The sequence below is a fragment of the Flavobacterium sp. R1_16 genome (genome assembly GCF_057652095.1).
Map to the genome: position 1 here is coordinate 107,071 of NZ_JBYFCG010000002.1, position 20,492 is coordinate 127,562.

The following is a 20,492-nucleotide window of genomic DNA, read 5'->3' on the forward strand; positions in this document are numbered from 1 at the left end:
TTTTAAAAAGAAAACCCCAGCAATTGCTGGGGTTTTCTTTTTAAAATACTTGAGACTAATACAAGCCTTCAATGGATAAATAACGCTCTCCAGTATCGTAATTAAAAGTCAAAACTACTGCTCCATCGGGAATAGCTTCTAACTTTTTAGCGACTGCAGCTAGTGATGCTCCTGTAGAAATTCCAACTAAAATTCCTTCTTGTCTTGCAATTTTTCTAGCATACTCAAAGGAATCCTCTTTACTAACTTGAACCACTTCATCAATTAAATCACTGCTGTAAATAGACGGTACAAATCCGGCTCCAATACCTTGCAAAGGATGTGGACTCGGGCTTCCTCCACTCAATACTGGTGACAATTCTGGTTCAACAGCTATTACTTTCAAATTAGGAAATGTAGCTTTCAAAACTTTTGCCACACCCGTAATGTGTCCTCCAGTACCAACTCCAGTAATAATATAATCTAACCCATTTGGAAAGTCCGAAAGAATTTCCTGAGCTGTCGTTCTTTCATGCACTTCAACATTTGCTGGATTATCAAACTGCTTTGGCGACCAAGCATTAGGTGTTTCTGAAACTAATTCGGCTGCTCTTTCAATAGCGCCTTTCATTCCTTTTTCTCTGGGGGTCAATACGAACTCCGCTCCATAAATTTCCATCAATTTTCTTCGCTCAACACTCATCGATTCAGGCATAACCAAAATTACTTTATAGCCTTTCACAGCAGCCACAAGCGCCAATCCAATTCCTGTATTCCCAGATGTAGGCTCAATAATTACTGAATTTGGATTCAATAGTCCTTTTTGTTCAGCATCTTCTATCATAGCTAAAGCAATTCTATCTTTAATGCTATTTCCAGGATTAGATCGTTCAAGTTTAATCCAAACTTTCTTTTTATTTCCAAATAGTGTATTAATCTGAACAACGGGTGTATTCCCAATGGTTTCTAAAATGGTAGTTGCTTTCATGAATCTTCTTTTTATTTTTTGTATGTGTCACGTAAAAGTACCAAAAAAAGTAATTTCAATTTAAAAATTAACTTTGTTAAAGTATATAATATAACTAAATCGATAGTATTTGTTTAAATTTAGAAAAAAACAAATATTCTGTTTGGAAAGTTGAAAATCATTTTTACATTTGTGATTATAAAAATTAAATATGAAAACTGTAACAAATACTTCTTGGTGGTGGAGCAATTTACGTCAGACGTCGTGAAATAGTCTACTTATTGAGTATTTTTTTTATAAATAACATCAAAAGGGCTTGTCAATCACGACAAGCTTTTTTTATGTCCAGTAGTAGCAATGAATAAAATAAACCAAATGAAATCATTTCAATTAAAAACAATATACAAACAAATTCTAGCCGATACCATAACGCCTGTTAGTGTCTATCTCAAAATTAGAGACAAATTCCCAAATAGTTTGTTACTAGAAAGTAGCGATTATCACGGCAATGACAACAGTTTCTCCTACATTTGTTGTAATCCGATTGCTTCGATTAAAATCGAAAATGAAACTATTTTCAAAACCTATCCTGATGGAAGTTCTGAAAAAATAGCAATTGACAACAGGACCAATATTCCAGAAGTTATTCAAGAATTTTCAGGCGAATTCCATTCGGATAAAAATAATTTCAAATTCATTAATAACGGATTGTTTGGCTATATTTCTTATGATGCGGTTCGCTACTTTGAAAAAATTAGTATTGCCAAAAAAGAAAACAGTAACACCATTCCTGATGTATATTATGCCGTGTATCAAAATATAATCGCTATTAATCATTTTAAAAATGAAGCCTATATTTTCTCTCATAGCATAGATGGAACCAATAATATCTCTGAAATCGAACAATTATTACAATCCAGAAACATCGCTTCCTACAAATTCTCGAAAGAAGGCGAAGGTTTTTCTAATTTAACGGATGAAGCTTTCAGACAAAATGTAGCCTTAGCTAAAAAACACTGCTACAGAGGTGATGTATTTCAATTGGTTTTGTCCAGACGATTTACACAAGGATTTAAAGGTGATGAATTTAATGTATATAGAGCTTTACGAAGTATCAATCCTTCACCCTATTTGTTCTTTTTTGATTATGGCGATTTTAAAATTTTTGGTTCTTCACCCGAAGCCCAAATTATTGTAAAAAACAGAAAAGCCGAAATACACCCCATTGCAGGAACTTTCAAAAGAACTGGTGATGATGAAAAAGATGCAGTAATTGCCAAACAACTATCCGAAGACAAAAAAGAAAATAGTGAGCACGTGATGTTGGTCGATTTAGCCAGAAATGATTTGAGCAGAAACGGACACGATGTACAAGTTGAAAAATATAGAGAAGTGCAATTTTTCTCCCATGTGATTCATTTGGTTTCGAAAGTAACTGGACATTTATATCAAAAAGCAACCACTATGCAGGTCGTTGCCGATACCTTTCCCGCAGGTACACTAAGCGGTGCTCCAAAACACAAAGCGATGCAACTCATTGAAGAATATGAAAAAACAAATCGTAATTTCTATGGCGGCGCCATTGGTTTTATGGATTTTGAAGGTAACTTTAATCATGCCATTATGATTAGAACTTTTTTAAGCAAGAATCATCAATTGCATTACCAAGCTGGAGCAGGAATTGTGGCCAGTTCTGATGAAGAAAGTGAAATGCAAGAAGTATATAATAAATTAAGAGCTTTGAATACGGCTTTGGATTTAGCAGAGACAATTTAAAAAATTATAAATAATAATGCGAGATTGCTTTGTGCTTCGCAATGACATAATAAAAATGAAAAAAATATTAGTTATAGACAATTACGACAGTTTTACTTACAATTTAGTTCACTATTTAGAAGACTTGAATTGTGAGGTTACTGTCTACAGAAATGACGAATTTGATATTGAGGAAGTCAAAAAATTCGATAAAATTCTACTTTCTCCTGGACCAGGAATTCCTGATGAAGCAGGCTTATTAAAAGAAGTCATCAAAACCTATTCGCCTAGTAAAAGTATTCTTGGCGTTTGTTTGGGACAACAAGCCATTGGAGAAGTTTTTGGTGGAAGCCTTACGAATCTTGACAAAGTATATCATGGTGTTGCAACCAATGTCTCCATTCTTGTAGATGACGAAAGTCTTTTTAATGGTTTGGAAAAACAGATTGAAGTGGGAAGATACCATTCGTGGGTAATAAATCCTGAAAATTTTCCAGAATCACTAGAGATTACTTCTGTGGATGAAAATGGACAAATCATGTCTGTACGCCATCGAACATTAGATGTGAAAGGAGTACAATTTCATCCAGAAAGCGTGTTGACACCTCAGGGGAAAAAGATGCTTGAAAATTGGGTAAATTCATAACTATTAAATTGTAAAACAAATACATAAATTATTTTTATTAAAGTAAATAATTAAATGAAAACCATACTCAATAGACTCATTAATCACGAAATTCTCAGCAAAGAAGAAGCTAAAACTATTTTGGTTAACATTTCTAAGGGAAGCTATAATCCAAGCCAAATTGCCAGTTTTCTAACCGTTTATATGATGCGAAATATCAGCATAGATGAATTGGCTGGGTTTCGTGAGGCGTTGTTAGAATTATGTATTCCTATCAACTTATCTGGATACAATGCTATCGATTTATGCGGTACAGGAGGTGATGGCAAAGATACTTTCAACATCTCCACACTAGCTTCGTTTATTACCGCTGGTGCTGGAGTTCATGTTGCTAAACATGGTAATTATGGTGTATCCTCAATATCAGGCTCAAGCAATGTTTTAGAAAACTTAGGTGTAAAATTCAGTAATGATAATGATTTCTTAGAAAAATGTATTAACGAAGCAGGTATCTGTGTTTTACACGCTCCTCTATTTCACCCAGCCATGAAAAATGTGGCACCTATCAGAAAGGAATTGGCTGTAAAAACTTTTTTCAATATGCTGGGACCAATGGTCAATCCTTCTTTTCCTAAAAATCAATTGGTGGGAGTTTTCAATTTAGAATTGGCCAGAATGTACAGTTACTTGTATCAAAATACCGATATCAATTATACTATTTTACACAGCTTAGATGGCTATGATGAAATCTCATTAACAGGAAATACTAAAACTATTTCTAATAGCATTGAAGCCATGCTAAAACCAGAGGATTTTGGAGTGGAACAATTAAGTCAAAAAGACATTGAAGGGGGAACAACCATTGAACAATCTGCTCAATTATTTGTTGACATTATTTCAGGAAAGGGAACTGAAGCTCAAAATAATGTAGTTTGTGCCAATGCAGGAATGGCAATCGCAACAGTAAAAAAACTCACTCCTATAGAAGGTTTTGAACTTGCAAAAGAAAGTTTATTCTCTGGAAAAGGATTAAATGCATTAAAGAAATTACAGCAATTAAGCAATTAATTATGAATATTTTAGATAAAATAATTTTAGACAAAAAACGTGAAGTCGAACTCAAAAAATCGCTCATTCCTGTTTCGCAATTAGAGCACTCTGTACTTTTTGATAGCAGAACTATTTCTTTGAGTAAAATACTCAGAAGCAGCCAAACTGGAATTATTGCGGAACACAAACGTCGTTCACCGTCAAAAGCAGAAATAAATTATAGCTTTACGGTGGAAGAAGTGGTAAAAGGGTATGAAAGTGCTGGAGTTTGCGGAATTTCGGTTTTGACAGATGGAAAATATTTTGGTGGTTCGTTAGACGATTTACTATTGGCAAGAGCCTCAGTTAATGTACCTCTTTTACGAAAAGAATTCATTATTGATGAATATCAAATTTTAGAGGCTAAGGCACATGGAGCCGATTTAATCCTTCTAATTGCAGCCGTTTTAACTCGTGAAGAAATCAAACAGCTATCTGAATTTGCAGAATCTTTGGGATTAGAAGTTTTATTGGAAGTTCATAATTTAGAAGAATTACAAAAATCGATTATGCCAAGTTTGAATATGATTGGTGTAAACAATCGCAATCTAAAGACCTTCGAAGTGAGTTTGGATTTCAGTAAAGAATTGGCCTCTGAAATTCCGAATGAGTTTGTAAAAGTTTCCGAAAGTGGTATCTCGTCTATTGAAGCGATAAACGATTTAAAGAACTATGGCTATAAAGGGTTTTTAATTGGAGAAAACTTTATGAAAACAGACAATCCTGGTGAGGCTGCAAAACAATTTATTTCAAAATTATAAGCTATGAAACTCAAAATATGCGGCATGAAATATCCCGACAATATACTCGAAGTAAGTCAATTACTTCCTGATTATATGGGCTTTATTTTCTGGGAAAAATCCAGTCGTTTTTTTGATGGTGAAATTCCAAATCTGCCGAAATCCATTCAAAAAGTGGGTGTTTTTGTTAATGCTCCGATTGATGAAATAGTTTCAAAAATAAAAAAATACCATCTCGATTTAATTCAGCTACACGGAAATGAATCTGTGGAATTGTGCACCGATTTAAAAAAAGAAAACATCCAAATTATAAAGGTTTTTTCTGTAAATGACGATTTTGATTTCAACGTTCTTGAGCCTTACGAGGCGGTTTGCGATTACTTTCTCTTTGACACCAAAGGAAAATTGCCTGGTGGCAACGGCATTGTTTTCGACTGGAAAGTGTTAGAAACATATCCTTCAAAAAAACCTTTTTTCCTGAGTGGAGGAATCGGAATAGAAGAAATTGCATCTGTAAAACAACTGTTAAAAACCAATTTACCCATTCACGCCATAGATATAAATAGTAAATTTGAAATTGAACCTGGCCTGAAAAACATAGAATTATTAAAAGAATTTAAAAACACTATTTAAACCAAAAATATGAGCTATCACGTTAATGAAAAAGGATTTTATGGCAACTTTGGTGGTGCCTTTATTCCTGAAATGTTGTATCCTAATATTGAAGAATTACGTCAAAATTATCTAAAAATTACTGCCGAACCCTCTTTCAAAAAAGAGTTCATGAGTTTGCTTATCGATTATGTTGGTCGTCCTACTCCACTCTATTTTGCGGAGCGATTATCCAAAGAATACAACACCAAAATATACCTGAAACGCGAAGATTTGTGCCATACAGGATCACACAAAGTAAACAATACCATTGGTCAAATTCTTGTTGCTAAAAGACTAGGCAAAACTAGAATTATTGCTGAAACTGGTGCTGGACAGCACGGTGTAGCAACCGCCACTGTTTGTGCACTGATGGGATTAGAATGTGTAGTGTATATGGGTGAAATAGACATTAAACGTCAAGCGCCTAACGTGGCACGAATGAAAATGCTTGGTGCCGAAGTTCGTCCAGCGACATCGGGTTCCAAAACACTTAAAGATGCTACCAACGAAGCTATTCGTGATTGGATTAACAATCCTGAAAATACCTATTATATTATTGGTTCTGTCGTAGGGCCGCATCCTTATCCAGACATGGTAGCTCGTTTTCAAGCTATAATTTCAGAAGAAATCAAACAACAACTAGAAGAAAAAGAAGGTCGTGAAAATCCCGATTATGTCGTGGCTTGTGTAGGTGGCGGAAGCAATGCCGCTGGAGCTTTTTATCATTTTCTGGATGAAAAAAACGTAAATATTATTGCAGTTGAAGCAGCAGGCTTGGGTGTAGATTCTGGTGAGAGTGCCGCTACTTCTGCCTTGGGTAAAATTGGAATCATTCACGGAAGTAAAACCCTGTTGATGCAAAGTCCTGACGGACAAATTACGGAGCCCTACTCTATTTCTGCTGGACTTGATTATCCTGGAGTAGGTCCTATGCATGCGCATTTATTTGAAAGCAAACGTGCCGAATTTATTGCCATTACCGATGAGGAAGCGATGAATTGGGGAATCAAATTGTCTAAAATGGAAGGAATTATTCCTGCAATAGAAACCGCACATGCCTTTGCCGTTCTTGATGTGAAAAAATTCAAACCATCGGACATCGTGGTGATTAACCTTTCTGGAAGAGGCGACAAAGATTTGAATACCTACATTGATTATTTTAAATTATAATTCAGAAATGGAAAAATTATTTGCCTACGGAACGCTAAAAGACAAAGACATCCAAGAAACTATTTTTGGACGTATTTTAACTGGAACTCCCGATACTTTAACAGGATATACCATTCAAGAAATTACAATTGAAGAGGAATTTGGAATGGCAAACTATCCTATTATCACAGCCACACACAATCCTGAAGACCGCATCAACGGAATATTGTATGAACTTAGCGAAAAAGAACTGCAACTGGCTGATACCTATGAAGGATTGCATTACAAACGCATTGAGGTTGAATTGCATTCTAACGAAATTGTGTGGGTGTATAGCGCCAAAGTATAAGCCCGTAAGGAAACCCAATCTGATAATAACAGTACTATGAACAGAATACATCAAAAATTACAAGAAGATAAAAAGTTACTTTCTATTTATTTCTCTGCAGGTTACCCTAATTTGAATGACACCGTAACCATCATTCAGGATTTAGAAAAAAGTGGCGTAGACATGATAGAAATTGGATTGCCTTTTAGCGATCCTTTGGCAGATGGCCCTACTATTCAAGAAAGTTCTACTCAGGCATTGCACAATGGAATGACCACCAAATTACTTTTTGAACAACTTGCAACCATTCGCCAAACCGTAAAAATCCCACTAATCATCATGGGGTATTTTAATCCAATGCTACAATACGGCGTGGAAGAATTTTGTCAGAAATGTGCTGAAATAGGCATTGACGGTCTGATAATTCCTGATTTGCCTGTTGACATTTATGCAGAAAATTACAAGGCTATTTTTGAAAAATACGGCTTAATCAATGTGTTTTTAATTACCCCACAAACCTCTGAAGAGCGAATCCGATTTATAGATAGTGTTTCTAACGGTTTTATTTATATGGTTTCTAGTGCTAGTGTTACTGGTTCGCAATCGGGTTTTGGAAATACTCAGGAAGCCTATTTCAAACGCATAGCGGACATGAATTTGAAAAACCCACAGATTGTTGGTTTTGGAATTAACAATAGAGAAACCTTTGCACAAGCGACTCAGTATGCCAAAGGCGCCATCATAGGCAGTGCTTTTATTAAAAACCTCACTAAAAACGGAGTGAGTAGTATTGGGGAATTTGTTGGGGAAATAATCTAATAGGATTTCCTAAAACTACTTAATACTTATTTAATTCAAGGTTTATTTCGTATATAAATGAGTTAGTGGCAATCTTACAAAAAGTGCTGAAAAACAAGAATATAAAACAAATAATGAAATTTATTTTTAAAATATTAATTGGAATTTTTGTTGTCTATTTTTTGGCTTTATTTGCATTCACATATGAAGAAAATTACAGAGAGTTAATCAGAAATCTTTATCAACAATTAACCGAAAATAAAATTACATTCAAGAATTATGGAAAGTATTTTCACTTCGCAAGTGGTGAATTTGTTTCAGCTTTTGTAATCTTTATAATTTCAATATTTATATTTTTAAAAAGGCAAGAAAACAGAAAACGCATAAGAAATATAATACTTGGAACGTTACTTTTGATTATTACTACTATTCTTTTTTGCTACATAGACAGTAATGGAAAATTAATTGAATGTACAGCTTGTGGCGATGGAAAAAGAGTTTTAGGATTTAATGACATAAGATACGATTTGATATTTTTTTCAAGTTTAATATTTGGAATTTTGCCCGTAATTATAACAGAAATTAAAAATAGAAACAGAAAAAAAGCCAGCCACTAACCGTCGTTTGACAATATGGCGGGATTTGGCATAATTTAAAAATGGTCTTGAACTTGGGAAGTTTTGGCAAATCCGAAAATAAGGCTTAATTTAATACCAAACCTCTTGTAGCAAGAGGACGTTGGTGGTAATGCTTCGACCCGTGCAACTATTATAGTACAATTAACTAAAGAAATCATTACATTTGTTGAAAATATAAAATACATGATTAATTCATTAGACATAAAAAACTACCGAAGCTTAAAAGAACTTAAGATAAGTTCTCTAGCTAAAGTTAATCTAATTACCGGAAAAAACAATACAGGAAAATCGACTGTTTTAGAGGCAATTGCGCTCTACGCAAGTAAAGGTGATTTGAATTTAGTTTACCAGCTTTTAGGCGAGCGAGGTGAAAATTTTAGACAATCAGATTCAAACAAAAATCCAGTTGAATACAATGTTAGATCACTTTCTTCGCTTTTTACAAATAGAGTAGTTGGATTCGAAAATGAAAATACAATTACGATTGGATTGCCAGAAGAAACATTATTTGGCGAACAAAGCTCTTCCGACAATACTTTGGCGTTAAGATTTGTTAGATACTACGATGAAATACAGAGAGATAATCAAGGAGGAATAACAACAAGAAAAAGAACAATTCTTGATAAAACTAATAATAAAGAAATTCCGATTTTCAAATTTGGATTTGAAGTAAGATTGGGAGAAGCATCATATATACTTTCTCTTGAAGAAGAAAGGCCTTATCGATATGGATTTAGAAGTTTGAACATTGGCGCAAATGAAATTTATCAGTTTATTAGAACTAGAAATATAGATAGAGAAATTAATGGAAAATTATTTGATAATATTGCTCTAACAGAGAAAGAACAGTTTGTCATTGATGCCTTAAAGATAATTGAAACAACAACAGAAAGAATTGCTTTTATCGAAGAGAATACAAGAGAGAGAACCGCTGTAATAAAAGTTTCAAATATTCCAACTGTATTACCTTTGAGAAGTATGGGCGATGGAATTAATAGAATTTTGACAATTATTTTGGCTTTAGTTAATTGTGATAACGGATATTTATTAATTGATGAATTTGAGAATGGTTTACATCATTCTGTTCAAGAAAAATTATGGGAAGTTATTTTTACTCTATCTGAAAAGTTAAATATTCAAGTTTTTGCAACTACACATAGCGAAGATTGTATTGCTGGCTTTGAAAATATATTAAATAGTCCTAAAAATAGAGTTGAAGGGAAATTGATTCGACTTGACAACATCAATGGAGTAATCAAACAAGTTGAGTTTAATGCAACCGAATTAAAAATTGCAACTGACCAAAATATCGAAACAAGATAATGAAAGTTAAAGAACAATTTAATAAAAAACTCCTTGTTGAGGGAAACGATGATCAGCATGTTATTTGGGCGTTATGTGAAAAATTTCAAGTAAAAGAAAACTTTGACGTTATTGATTCAAATGGCATTGAGTCTTTATATGAGCAACTTCCAATAAGATTCAAACAATCAGATATTGAAACAATTGGAATAATTATAGACGCCGATGCTGAAATCGCAAAAAGATGGGAAAAAGTGCGTTCTATTTTAATCAAAGAAGGATTTACAATTCCTGAAGAATTATCAGCAGAGGGATTAGTTGTTACACACAACAATATTAAAGTTGGTGTTTGGGTAATGCCAAACAATAATTTAAATGGAATGCTTGAAGATTTTATTTCCTTTTTAGTTCCTAAAGACGATGTACTAATGCCGATTGTTAGTGAAACACTACAAAGCATAGAAGATAGAGAACTAAACAAATACTCTTTGATACATAAATCAAAAGCATCTATACACTCTTGGCTTTCTTGGCAAGCAGACCCTGGAACTCCGATGGGATTAGCAATAACAAAGAAATACCTAACAACAGAAGAAGAAAATTGCTCTATCTTAATAAAATGGTTAGTTAAATTGTTTGAATAAGCACTACCACCCCGCTGGCGCGGATTTAGAATCCATACCCACAAACAACTTCACTACACATCTGAACCATTAATTTTAAAAGAGTTTATCTTTATTATTTTCCAACATTCTATTTCCATTAGTTAATTTCATGTTAAAACAAAATTAAACAAACGTTTAACTTAAACAAATGTTTAATTTTGTGCTCGATTTATACTATTCGTTTATGCATGATTTTAATGACAAGCAAATTCAAATTCTTCAGGTAGCAGAAAAGCTATTTGCCGAGAAAGGATTTGATGGTACTTCCATTAGAGAGATTTCTAAACATGCCAAGATTAACATTGCCATGGTTTCTTATTATTTTGGGTCGAAAGAAAAGCTTCTCGAGCGACTGATTTTCTTCAGAACTCAAGATTTAAAAATGAAATTGGAGAATCTGTTTAAAGAAGAATTAGAACCTGTTCAAAAAATTGAAAAGTTTATCGAGCTCTACATCGAAAAATTAGTCCAGAATAAGGATATGTATCAAATTCTACATTTTGAGATTTCTTCTAACAAAAGGGCGATGGATTTGAAGGTTTTTACAGATATCAAGAAAGGCAATCTTCAATCGTTGACAAAAATCATTGAAGAAGGTCAGGCAAAAAATAGTTTCAAAAAAGAAATCAATATTCCACTCCTCACCCCTACTATCTTGGGAACGTACTTTCATTTTCACATGAACAAACCTTTTTTTGAGGAAATTCTGAATCTTGATACGGAAGAAAAGTACAACCATTATATCAAAAACGAGTTAACAAAACACATTCAACAAACTATTAAATCATTGCTACTACATGAAAATTAATAAACCGTTGTTTTTATTATTTTTATTTATCGCCGTTTCTTCAGTCTATTCTCAGGAAACAGGCAAAAAAAATGTAAACGACACAAAAAGACTCGATTTAAAAGAGGCTATCAATTTGGCTATCAATAAAAGTAACGAAGTAGTTTTAGCCAATACCAAAGCGGACACCAAAAATTTAGAACTACAAGCGATGAAAAACAATCAGTATCCTGATGTTAAAATTTCTGGGCAATACATGCGATTGACCAATGCTTCGGTAGATTTAAAAAGCAGCTCAAACTCTAACAGTGAAAGTTCGGGTTCGGCTCCCAAAGTAAATCAATTACTACTTGGTCAAGCCAATGTTAGTTTGCCGCTATTTTCGGGTTTCAAATTGCAAAACAGTATCAAAGCTTCTGATTATCTCTATCAAGCTGAAAAAGCAAAATCAGCTCAAACTAAAGAGGAAGTAGCACTAAAAGTGGTAGAATATTATGCCAATTTGTATCGCGCTCAAAAATCGGTCAACTTAATCAAAGAAAATTTGAAAAGTGCAGAGCAACGTGTAAAAGATTTTGAAGCTTTAGAACAAAACGGAATCATTGCTCGAAACGATTTGTTGAAAGCACAATTGCAACAGTCAAAAGTGCAATTGTCATTGGACGAAGCTTATAAGAATGTTGCTGTTTTCAATTATTATTTAGTTACCCTGTTGCAACTTCCAGAAGACTATAAAATTTATATTGACGAACATCAATTTGACAACAATCAGCCTGTAAATGTGATTAGAAGTGAAGAAGAAGGATTAAAAAACAGAAAAGATTTAGAGGCCATTCGTTTTTTTCAAAAAGCCAATGAGAGCTCCATAAAAATTGCTAAAAGTGCTTACTTTCCAAGCATAGCGCTAGTAGGCGGATATACTACACTGAACCTTCAAAATGTAGTTACCGTACAAAATGCCATCAATGTTGGTTTGGGACTTTCCTATAATTTAAGTTCTATTTTTAAAAACGGAAAAGAAGTTAAAATAGCCAAGAATAAAGCATTAGAAACACAACAATCCGAAGCCGTTTTAGCTGAAAACATCAAAATTCAAGTGCAACAATCGATAGAAAATTACAATTTGGCGTTGAAACAAAATTTGGTCTATGAAGAAGCCATAGATCAAGCCACAGAAAATTTCAGAATTGTAAAGGACAAATACGACAATGGACTTTCTAACACCACCGATTTATTAGAGGCTGATGTAGAACAACTCAATTCAAAAATAAATTATGCCTATTCCAGAGCGAACATTATGCTTAAATATTATGAAATGCTTTCGGCTTCAGGCGAATTAACTTCCTCATTCAATCTTTCAAAAAACTAATATTCATCTACCATGGACAATAAAAAGACAAACAAAAAATTCATTCTCATATTCGTAGTTTTAATTCTCGTAGGAGGTACTTACGGAATTTATAAATACCTACATTCTCTTTCGCATGAGACTACTGATGATGCACAAATTGAGAAAAACATGAATCCCATAATTCCTAGGGTCACAGGTTATATTACCAAAGTATATGTAAAAGACAATGATTTTGTAAAAAAAGGAGATACACTTTTCACCATTGACAATAAAGATTATTTGGTAAAAGTGGAAGATGCAAAGGCAGCATTATTGGCAGCAGAAAGTAGTTTTGCAGCCTCAAAAGCAGATATTGAAAGTGCAGCGGCGAGTATCTCTGTTTCTGATGCCAATGTTCAATCGGCTGGTGGAAATATCGAAACTGCAAAAATAAGATTGGGACGTGCTACCAATGATTTTGAACGCTACAACAATTTGTACAAAAATCATTCTATAACCAAACAACAATTTGAACAAGCCTTAGCCGCTAAACAAGAAGCGGAAAGTCAGTTGCGAATTTTACAAGACCAGCAAAAAGCGAGTAGATTTCAAAAATCGGTCATCATTGCAAAATCAAATGTTTCTGGCAAGCAAACTGAGGTGGCTGCTGCCAATATCAAGCGTGCACAAGCCTTATTAGACTCTGCAAAATTGAACTTAGAATACACCGTAGTAACAGCAGCTATTGACGGTCAGGTTTCTAAAATAAGCATTCAGCCTGGACAGTTAGTACAACCCGGACAATCTTTATTTTATGTCATCAACAATGCTGAAGCATGGGTAATCGCCAATTTTAAAGAAACACAACTTGATAAAATGGTAGCTGGACAAAAGGTTTCTATAAAAGTAGATGCCTATCCTGATACTGAATTTAAGGGAACTATTGCCTCTTTTTCACCAGCAACAGGAGCTCGTTTCTCATTACTTCCACCTGATAATGCTACAGGAAATTTTGTAAAAACAATCCAACGTTTACCCGTAAAAATCACATTAGATACTACCAATGATACTGAAAAAATAAAATTGTTACGACCTGGAATGAATGCAGATGTAGATGTACATTTAAAATAATTACCCTAAAATGACTAAAGTAGTAGGAGAAGATGACTTGGTAGAATACGGTTTTAGACGTATTATAATAACAATAACTGCGGTACTTTGTGCTTTGCTAGAAATTGTTGATACCACGATAGTAAACGTTGCATTGACTAATATGCGAGGAAGTCTTGGCGCAACACTCAACGATGTAGCTTGGGTAATTACCGCTTATGCTATTGCCAACGTAATTGTGATTCCAATGACGAGTTGGCTTTCGCAACAATTTGGTCGCCGAAATTATTTTGCCGTATCCATTATCATTTTTACCACGGCTTCTTTTCTCTGCGGAAATGCCACCAATATTTGGGAATTAGTAGTATTCCGATTTATTCAAGGCTTGGGTGGAGGAGCATTATTGGTTACCGCACAAACCATTATTACCGAAAGCTATCCAGTTGCAAAACGAGGCATGGCACAAGCAATTTATGGCATGGGAGTTATTGTTGGTCCTACATTAGGTCCGCCATTGGGAGGTTATTTAGTAGATCACTTTTCTTGGCCTTATATTTTTTATATTAATATTCCCATAGGAATTATCGCTACTTTACTCACATTGACCTTTGTAAAAAGTCCAAAATATGGTGAAAAACTAAAAGCCAATCAGGTCGATTGGTGGGGTATTGTATTTTTGGCTTCTTTTGTTGGTTCGCTACAATTTGTTTTAGAACACGGTCAACAGGAAGATTGGTTCAATGACGATTTGATACTGTTTTTGAGTATTGTTTCGATAATTGGATTATTACTATTTGTTTGGCGAGAGCTTACCTACAAACATCCAATTGTTAACCTTAGTGTTCTGAAAGATGGCAACTTACGAATTGGAATCGTTATGTGTTTTATCCTAGGATTTGGACTCTATGGTTCAACACTTATTATTCCTATATACACTCAATCTATCTTGGGATGGACTGCCACAGATGCAGGTTTGCTACTAATTCCGGGTTCTATTACCACGGCGTTTATGATGCCAATAGTTGGAAATTTAATTCAAAAAGGAGTACCACAAGGGTATATGGTTGGTGTTGGATTCTTGATTTTTTTCTTTTTTACCTTCTGGATGTATAACGTGATTACCCCTGATACAAGTGTAGACAATATGTACTGGGCATTGATTTTGAGAGGAATTGGCTTAGGATTACTTTTTGTACCTATTACCACTTTATCCTTATCGACTTTAAAAGGAAAACATATTGGTGAAGGAGCAGCATTTACAGGAATGATGAGACAGTTGGGTGGTTCTTTTGGAATCGCCATCATCACAACATTCATCACCCGATTTACTCAAGACCATCGAATCAATTTAATTGCACACTTAGACCCTTCAAAAATAGAAGTACAACAACGAGTGGAGCAATTACAACGTGGATTTATGTCTAAAGGATACAGCTCGAATGAAGCTTTAGGAAAAGCTTATCAAATTTTAGATTATTCCGTGACAAAACAAAGTACTATTCTATCGTATATGGACATATTTCTCTACCTCGGAATTTTATTCTTGTGCTGTATTCCTATCATATTTTTTATACGCAAAGGAAAGTCTAAAATAAATGTCTCTGATGCTATGCACTAACGGCTAAAAAACTTATTCTACTTATTAACAATTGCGATTTATTTTTAAAATATTTATTTATATTTGACTGAATGTAAATTAGTTATATAATTTTAAATTATAATCGTTATGGGATTTTTTAGAAATAATACCAAGAGGATAATTCAGGAATTTAAAAACAAAAGTGAATATTTTTCTAATGATTTAAATAAAGAAATTATAGAATCTTATGAAGATTTGAAATCAGAATACGATGAACACAGTCCTGTTTTTCCTAAGTTTTTAGAATTTGTTTCCGAATTAAAAACCAAGTTGTCTTCTACTGAAGCTGCAAAACTAGAGCATTTTAAAGAAGAACTACGCCACATTAATCGTTGTGCAAAAAATGGTGTAGAAGCTCTACGATATTTATCCCTCAATCAAAAGAAAATCTCCAAAGAAACGTTGCGTCTTTATGAAGAATTTGAGTGAAAATTAGCAGTATATTATCTCGTAAAGACTAATTTGTTCCCTTTGGATAAAGTAGCGTCAAACCTATAGCCTTCATAATTAAATCCTTTCAAATCGTCAATAGTTTCTGCATCAGTATCAATAATATAACGCACCATTAAACCCCTAGCCTTCTTGGTGAAAAAACTTATCATCTTAAGTTTTCCATCTTTATAATCCATAAATTCAGGAGTAATTACAGGAACTTTTAGCGCTTTAGTATCTATTACTGAAAAATATTCATTACTAGCCAAATTAATAAACAACTCCCCTTTTTTGAGTTCTTTATTCAAGGAATCCGTCACTTTCTTTTTCCAAAAATCATATAAATTTTTACTTTCGCCGATAGCCATTTTCGTTCCCATTTCTAATCGGTAAGGTTGTATTAAATCCAAGGGTTTTAAAATGCCGTACAAACCCGACAGAATACGAAGACGTTCTTGCAGATGAGCTATTTTTTCTAGAGGAATTGTATTTGCATCTAATCCTATATAAACATCCCCTGCAAAAGCATAAACTGCTGGTCGTGCATTTTCTGGTGAAAAAGGAGTTTTCCATTTTTTATTGCGTTGCCAATTCAATTCAGCTAATGCATCAGAAATCGACATCAACTCTGATAATTCTTTTGGAGATTTTTGTTTGATTACCTTATTAATAATTTTGCTCTCTTTTAAAAAGCGAGAGGATGTATATTCTTTAGTTGGTAATTCTGTTTCAAAATCTAATGACTTTGCTGGAGATATAACGATTTTCATATTCTAAAATTTAATACCATAAATACTCATTTTCTTTAACCCAACCAACCATCACGGTCCAAACTGCGATATTGAATGGCTTCTGCAATATGCGAAGGACCAATATTTTCAGCTCCTTCAAGGTCAGCGATAGTTCTAGATACTTTCAGAATTCCGTCGTACGCACGAGCAGATAAATTCAACCGATCCATTGCCGTTTTCAATAATTGAAGTGAGGTTTCATCCAGTTTACAAAATTCTCTAATAAGTTTAGTACTCATTTGAGCATTGTAATTTACTGCTTCATGTGTTTCAAATCGGAGGGATTGAATCTCTCTGGCTTTGGTAACTCGCTCTCGAATAGCCATACTACTTTCGGCTTTCCTATCATCAGATAATTTTTCGAATGGAACTGGAGTAACTTCAATATGTATATCAATTCGGTCTAAAAGTGGTCCCGAAATTTTACTCAAATACCGTTGCATTTCATGTGGAGAGGAAGTTTGAGGCGAATCGGGGTCGTTAAAAAAACCACTTGGACTTGGATTCATACTCGCCACCAACATAAAAGAAGAAGGATAGGTAACTGTAAACTTGGCTCTAGAAATAGTTACTTCTCTATCTTCTAAAGGTTGTCGCATTACTTCGAGAACATCTCTTTTAAATTCGGGCAATTCATCTAAAAATAAAACGCCATTATGCGCCATAGAAATTTCACCAGGTTGCGGATAGCTTCCTCCTCCTACCAAAGCTACATTTGAAATCGTATGATGCGGACTTCTGAAAGGTCTTTGATTCATTAGTCCAACCTCTTTTAATTTTCCAGCAACGCTATGAATTTTAGTAGTTTCTAACGCTTCTCTTAAAGTCATTGGAGGTAAAATACTAGGTAGACGTTTAGCCAACATGGTTTTTCCTGCACCTGGAGGGCCAATTAAAATAATATTATGACCACCAGCAGCAGCTATTTCCATACACCTTTTAATACTTTCCTGACCTTTGACATCGCTAAAGTCATGTTCTGGAAAATCTAGTGTTTTATAAAACTCAGCACGTGTGTCTATAGTGGTTGGCTCTAAGGTTCCTTTTCCCTGAAAAAAATCAATCACTTCTTGTAGATTTTCAACACCATAAACGTCTAAATCGCTTACAATTGCAGCTTCTTTTACATTTTGTTTTGGTAGAAAAAATCCTTTAAATCCCTCTTCTCTCGCTTTTATTGCAATGGGTAAAGCACCCTTTATAGGTTGTAAACTTCCATCTAAGGACAATTCCCCCATAATAATGTACTTATCCACCTCATCGGCTTTAATTTGAGAAGAGGCTACCAGAATTCCTATGGCTAAGGTTAAATCATAGGCTGAACCTTCCTTGCGTAAATCGGCAGGAGCCATATTTATGGTAATCTTTTTACCTGGCATTGCAAATCCATTGTTTTTAAGTGCGGCAGCAATTCGGTAACTACTTTCTTTAATAGCATTGTCGGGTAAACCAACCAAATGATATCCTATTCCTTTATCAATGTTTACTTCTACAGTAATTGTTGTGGCTTCGACTCCAAAAACGGCGCTTCCAAAAATTTTTACGAGCATATATATTTATTTTGAACGTAAATTAATAAAATATTAGCAGGAACAACAAACAATTTAATTTAATTTTGAACTTCAAAAATTAAACTAAATAATTTATGGGACTATTTAATGCTATATTAGGCAACGCATCAGAAGTAACTATTGAAAATGTATCAAGAGAGTTCGAACCTATTCTAGTAGAAGGGGAAATTATCGAAAAAGCATTCAAACTTATTAAAGACATGTTTATTTTCACCAATAAAAGAATGATATTGGTAGAGAAACAATTGGTAGGAACCAAAGTGGATTATATGTCTATTCCCTACTCTAGCATTCAAAAGTTTTCTAAAGAAAGTGCTGGTATCCTAGATTTAGACGCTGAATTAAAAATTTGGTTAAGAAGTGAATCGACTCCAATTGTGAAGCAATTTGGAAAAGGAGGCAATAATATCAATGAAGTATATCAAATTTTGAGTAAGCATATTTTATAAATAGCTAATTATTAGAATCATAGAATGCCTATTGCAGTTATTGCAATAGGCATTTTAATTTGGTTTCCTTTTTTAAACTCAAAGTCATTGATAAACCTTCTATTGGAATTCATTTTTAAGAGCAGTAGAAATGAATAAATAGAAAAAATGCATTATCAAATTGTAAATTTTAGCATTTAATAATCTCATACCTATAAAATTATAGGGGTCATATTGAAAAATTAATAAAAATTATTTCAAAATGACGATTTTTTACAGGGGTTATAAATGATTTTATAATTTTAGCAAAACTTTAAAACTAAAAACAATGCGAAAAATTATTTTAAGTGTGATTCTAATCACGATTTTGGTGTTATCCGTTTTTTCAATTTATCTTTTTTCAGACTCTGCTACATTGGGTGCCCATGTTGTTGAATTAAAATTAGATACTGGAGATACGGCTTGGATGTTAGTAGCTACTGGTTTTGTCTTATTAATGACACCAGGGCTTGGATTTTTCTACGGTGGAATGGTAGGGAAGAAAAATGTAATTAGTACCGTTCTTCAAAGCTTTATGGCTATGGTAATAGTTACTGTACTATGGGTTGTTGTTGCTTTTGGATTGTGTTTTGGACCTTCAATAGGTGGCTTTATTGGTGACCCTTCTTATAATATGTTCTTTCAAGGTGTTAGCGCTAACACTGCTTGGGAATTGGCTCCAACCATACCTTTTATCTTGTTTGCACTATTCCAGGCTAAATTTGCTATCATCACACCAGCTTTAATAACTGGAGCATTTGCAGAGCGTGTTCGTTTCTGGGCTTATTTGTTATTTATGGTTTTATTCATATTATTTGTTTACGCACCATTATGTCATATGACTTGGCATCCTGATGGATTATTTTTCGGATGGGGAGTTTTAGACTTCGCAGGTGGGACTGTGGTTCACATGAGTGCAGGTTGGGCTGCTTTGGCTGGAGCGATGTTCTTAGGTAAAAGAAAAGTACAAAAATCAAACCCAGCTCGTATTACTTATGTATTATTAGGTACTGGTTTACTTTGGTTTGGTTGGTTTGGTTTCAACGCAGGTTCTGCAGTTGGTGCTGGTAGCCTTGCTGCTCAAGCATTAGGAACTACTACTGCTGCTGCCGCTGCTGCTGCAATGGGTTGGGTATTCCTAGACAAAATTCTTGGTCACAAACTTTCTGCAATGGGGGCTTGTATAGGAGCTGTTGTAGGTTTAGTTGCTATCACTCCTGCTGCTGGTTTCGTGTCAATTCCTTCAGCAGTAGCTATTGGACTTATCGCTAGTATTGTGAGTAACCTTGTAGTAAGCAAATTCCCTAAAGGTAAAATTGACGATGCTTTAGATGTATTTGCTTGTCACGGAGTTGGTGGTATGGTTGGTATGTTATTAACTGGTGTATTTGCTTCTAAATCAGTGAATGCTATTGTTGGTGATAACCAAGGTTTAATCTACGGAGACGCTACTCTATTCTTAATTCAATTAAAAGCATTAGTTCTTGTATCTGTATTTGCTTTTGCTGTTTCTTATGCTTTATTCTTTATTGTAAACAAAATTACTCCTTTGAGAGTTAGTGAAGACAAAGAAGAATTAGGATTAGACATTACACAACACGGAGAATATCTATAATACTCTTTCATAATAATTTAAAACACTCTAAAGATTCGTCTTTAGAGTGTTTTTTTTTGTA

At 34.1% G+C, this 20,492-nt stretch carries 21 protein-coding genes; 18 read left to right on the forward strand and 3 right to left on the reverse strand.

All coding sequences use genetic code 11. The annotated features are described in order from the left end of the window. Window positions 1–55: 55 nt before the first annotated feature. Window positions 56–967 carry a cysteine synthase A gene (cysK, locus tag AC23L6_RS04890; RefSeq protein WP_487561146.1) on the reverse strand — a complete coding sequence of 304 codons (912 nt, stop codon included), beginning with the start codon at window positions 965–967 and terminating at the stop codon, window positions 56–58. Between the two features lie 354 nt (window positions 968–1,321). On the opposite strand from cysK, the gene AC23L6_RS04895 reads away from it, so the two are divergent. From AC23L6_RS04895 to AC23L6_RS04970, 16 genes are all read left to right on the forward strand, one after another. Then, window positions 1,322–2,722 (forward strand): anthranilate synthase component I family protein, encoded by a 1,401-nt coding sequence (locus tag AC23L6_RS04895; RefSeq protein ID WP_487561145.1) that lies wholly within the window; start codon window positions 1,322–1,324, stop codon window positions 2,720–2,722. A gap of 55 nt (window positions 2,723–2,777) precedes the next feature. Then, the gene (locus tag AC23L6_RS04900) at window positions 2,778–3,347 is read left to right on the forward strand and encodes an anthranilate synthase component II (protein ID WP_487561144.1); all 570 of its coding nucleotides are present in this window, start codon (window positions 2,778–2,780) and stop codon (window positions 3,345–3,347) included. Window positions 3,348–3,401: 54 nt separating this feature from the next. After that, a complete protein-coding gene (gene trpD / locus AC23L6_RS04905) occupies window positions 3,402–4,394 on the forward strand; it encodes an anthranilate phosphoribosyltransferase (protein WP_487561142.1) in 993 nt (330 codons plus the stop codon). A 2-nt stretch (window positions 4,395–4,396) separates the two neighbouring features. Beyond that, window positions 4,397–5,176 (forward strand): indole-3-glycerol phosphate synthase TrpC, encoded by a 780-nt coding sequence (gene trpC, locus AC23L6_RS04910; RefSeq protein WP_487561141.1) that lies wholly within the window; start codon window positions 4,397–4,399, stop codon window positions 5,174–5,176. 3 nt (window positions 5,177–5,179) lie between these two features. Continuing rightward, on the forward strand, window positions 5,180–5,788 hold the full coding sequence (locus tag AC23L6_RS04915; protein ID WP_487561140.1) for a phosphoribosylanthranilate isomerase: 609 nt from the start codon (window positions 5,180–5,182) through the stop codon (window positions 5,786–5,788). Window positions 5,789–5,797: 9 nt separating this feature from the next. Further along, window positions 5,798–6,979, forward strand: coding sequence for a tryptophan synthase subunit beta (trpB, locus tag AC23L6_RS04920; protein WP_487561139.1), 1,182 nt, complete (start codon window positions 5,798–5,800; stop codon window positions 6,977–6,979). 7 nt (window positions 6,980–6,986) lie between these two features. Further along, window positions 6,987–7,307 carry a gamma-glutamylcyclotransferase family protein gene (locus tag AC23L6_RS04925; protein ID WP_487561138.1) on the forward strand — a complete coding sequence of 107 codons (321 nt, stop codon included), beginning with the start codon at window positions 6,987–6,989 and terminating at the stop codon, window positions 7,305–7,307. 36 nt (window positions 7,308–7,343) lie between these two features. Continuing rightward, window positions 7,344–8,105: a tryptophan synthase subunit alpha gene (gene trpA / locus AC23L6_RS04930; protein ID WP_487561137.1), complete on the forward strand. Its 762-nt coding sequence runs from the start codon at window positions 7,344–7,346 to the stop codon at window positions 8,103–8,105. 113 nt (window positions 8,106–8,218) lie between these two features. After that, the gene (locus tag AC23L6_RS04935) at window positions 8,219–8,701 is read left to right on the forward strand and encodes a hypothetical protein (RefSeq protein WP_487561136.1); all 483 of its coding nucleotides are present in this window, start codon (window positions 8,219–8,221) and stop codon (window positions 8,699–8,701) included. Between the two features lie 204 nt (window positions 8,702–8,905). Continuing rightward, window positions 8,906–10,045 carry an AAA family ATPase gene (locus AC23L6_RS04940; protein WP_487561135.1) on the forward strand — a complete coding sequence of 380 codons (1,140 nt, stop codon included), beginning with the start codon at window positions 8,906–8,908 and terminating at the stop codon, window positions 10,043–10,045. Further along, window positions 10,045–10,668 (forward strand): DUF3226 domain-containing protein, encoded by a 624-nt coding sequence (locus tag AC23L6_RS04945; protein ID WP_487561134.1) that lies wholly within the window; start codon window positions 10,045–10,047, stop codon window positions 10,666–10,668. The genes AC23L6_RS04940 and AC23L6_RS04945 overlap by 1 nt, the downstream gene beginning before the upstream one ends. A gap of 169 nt (window positions 10,669–10,837) precedes the next feature. Beyond that, window positions 10,838–11,497 (forward strand): TetR/AcrR family transcriptional regulator, encoded by a 660-nt coding sequence (locus tag AC23L6_RS04950; protein ID WP_487561133.1) that lies wholly within the window; start codon window positions 10,838–10,840, stop codon window positions 11,495–11,497. Further along, the gene (locus AC23L6_RS04955; RefSeq protein ID WP_487561132.1) at window positions 11,487–12,845 is read left to right on the forward strand and encodes a TolC family protein; all 1,359 of its coding nucleotides are present in this window, start codon (window positions 11,487–11,489) and stop codon (window positions 12,843–12,845) included. The genes AC23L6_RS04950 and AC23L6_RS04955 overlap by 11 nt, the downstream gene beginning before the upstream one ends. 12 nt (window positions 12,846–12,857) lie before the next feature. After that, a complete protein-coding gene (locus AC23L6_RS04960) occupies window positions 12,858–13,937 on the forward strand; it encodes an HlyD family secretion protein (protein ID WP_487561131.1) in 1,080 nt (359 codons plus the stop codon). Window positions 13,938–13,947: 10 nt separating this feature from the next. Then, the gene (locus AC23L6_RS04965) at window positions 13,948–15,534 is read left to right on the forward strand and encodes an MDR family MFS transporter (RefSeq protein WP_487561130.1); all 1,587 of its coding nucleotides are present in this window, start codon (window positions 13,948–13,950) and stop codon (window positions 15,532–15,534) included. Between the two features lie 108 nt (window positions 15,535–15,642). Continuing rightward, window positions 15,643–15,984, forward strand: a complete 342-nt coding sequence (locus AC23L6_RS04970; protein WP_487561129.1) for a hypothetical protein — start codon at window positions 15,643–15,645, stop codon at window positions 15,982–15,984. Between the two features lie 14 nt (window positions 15,985–15,998). Here the strand turns inward: AC23L6_RS04970 and yaaA are convergent, their stop codons facing one another. Continuing rightward, window positions 15,999–16,757: a peroxide stress protein YaaA gene (yaaA, locus tag AC23L6_RS04975; RefSeq protein ID WP_487561128.1), complete on the reverse strand. Its 759-nt coding sequence runs from the start codon at window positions 16,755–16,757 to the stop codon at window positions 15,999–16,001. 35 nt (window positions 16,758–16,792) lie between these two features. Continuing rightward, window positions 16,793–18,328 (reverse strand): YifB family Mg chelatase-like AAA ATPase, encoded by a 1,536-nt coding sequence (locus AC23L6_RS04980; protein WP_487561127.1) that lies wholly within the window; start codon window positions 18,326–18,328, stop codon window positions 16,793–16,795. 95 nt (window positions 18,329–18,423) lie between these two features. On the opposite strand from AC23L6_RS04980, the gene AC23L6_RS04985 reads away from it, so the two are divergent. Together AC23L6_RS04985 and AC23L6_RS04990 are read left to right on the forward strand one after the other, a co-directional pair. Continuing rightward, complete coding sequence (locus tag AC23L6_RS04985; RefSeq protein WP_487561126.1) at window positions 18,424–18,798, forward strand: PH domain-containing protein; 375 nt, start codon at window positions 18,424–18,426, stop codon at window positions 18,796–18,798. 307 nt (window positions 18,799–19,105) lie between these two features. Beyond that, window positions 19,106–20,431, forward strand: coding sequence for an ammonium transporter (locus AC23L6_RS04990; protein WP_487561125.1), 1,326 nt, complete (start codon window positions 19,106–19,108; stop codon window positions 20,429–20,431). The last annotated feature ends 61 nt before the right edge of the window (window positions 20,432–20,492 follow it).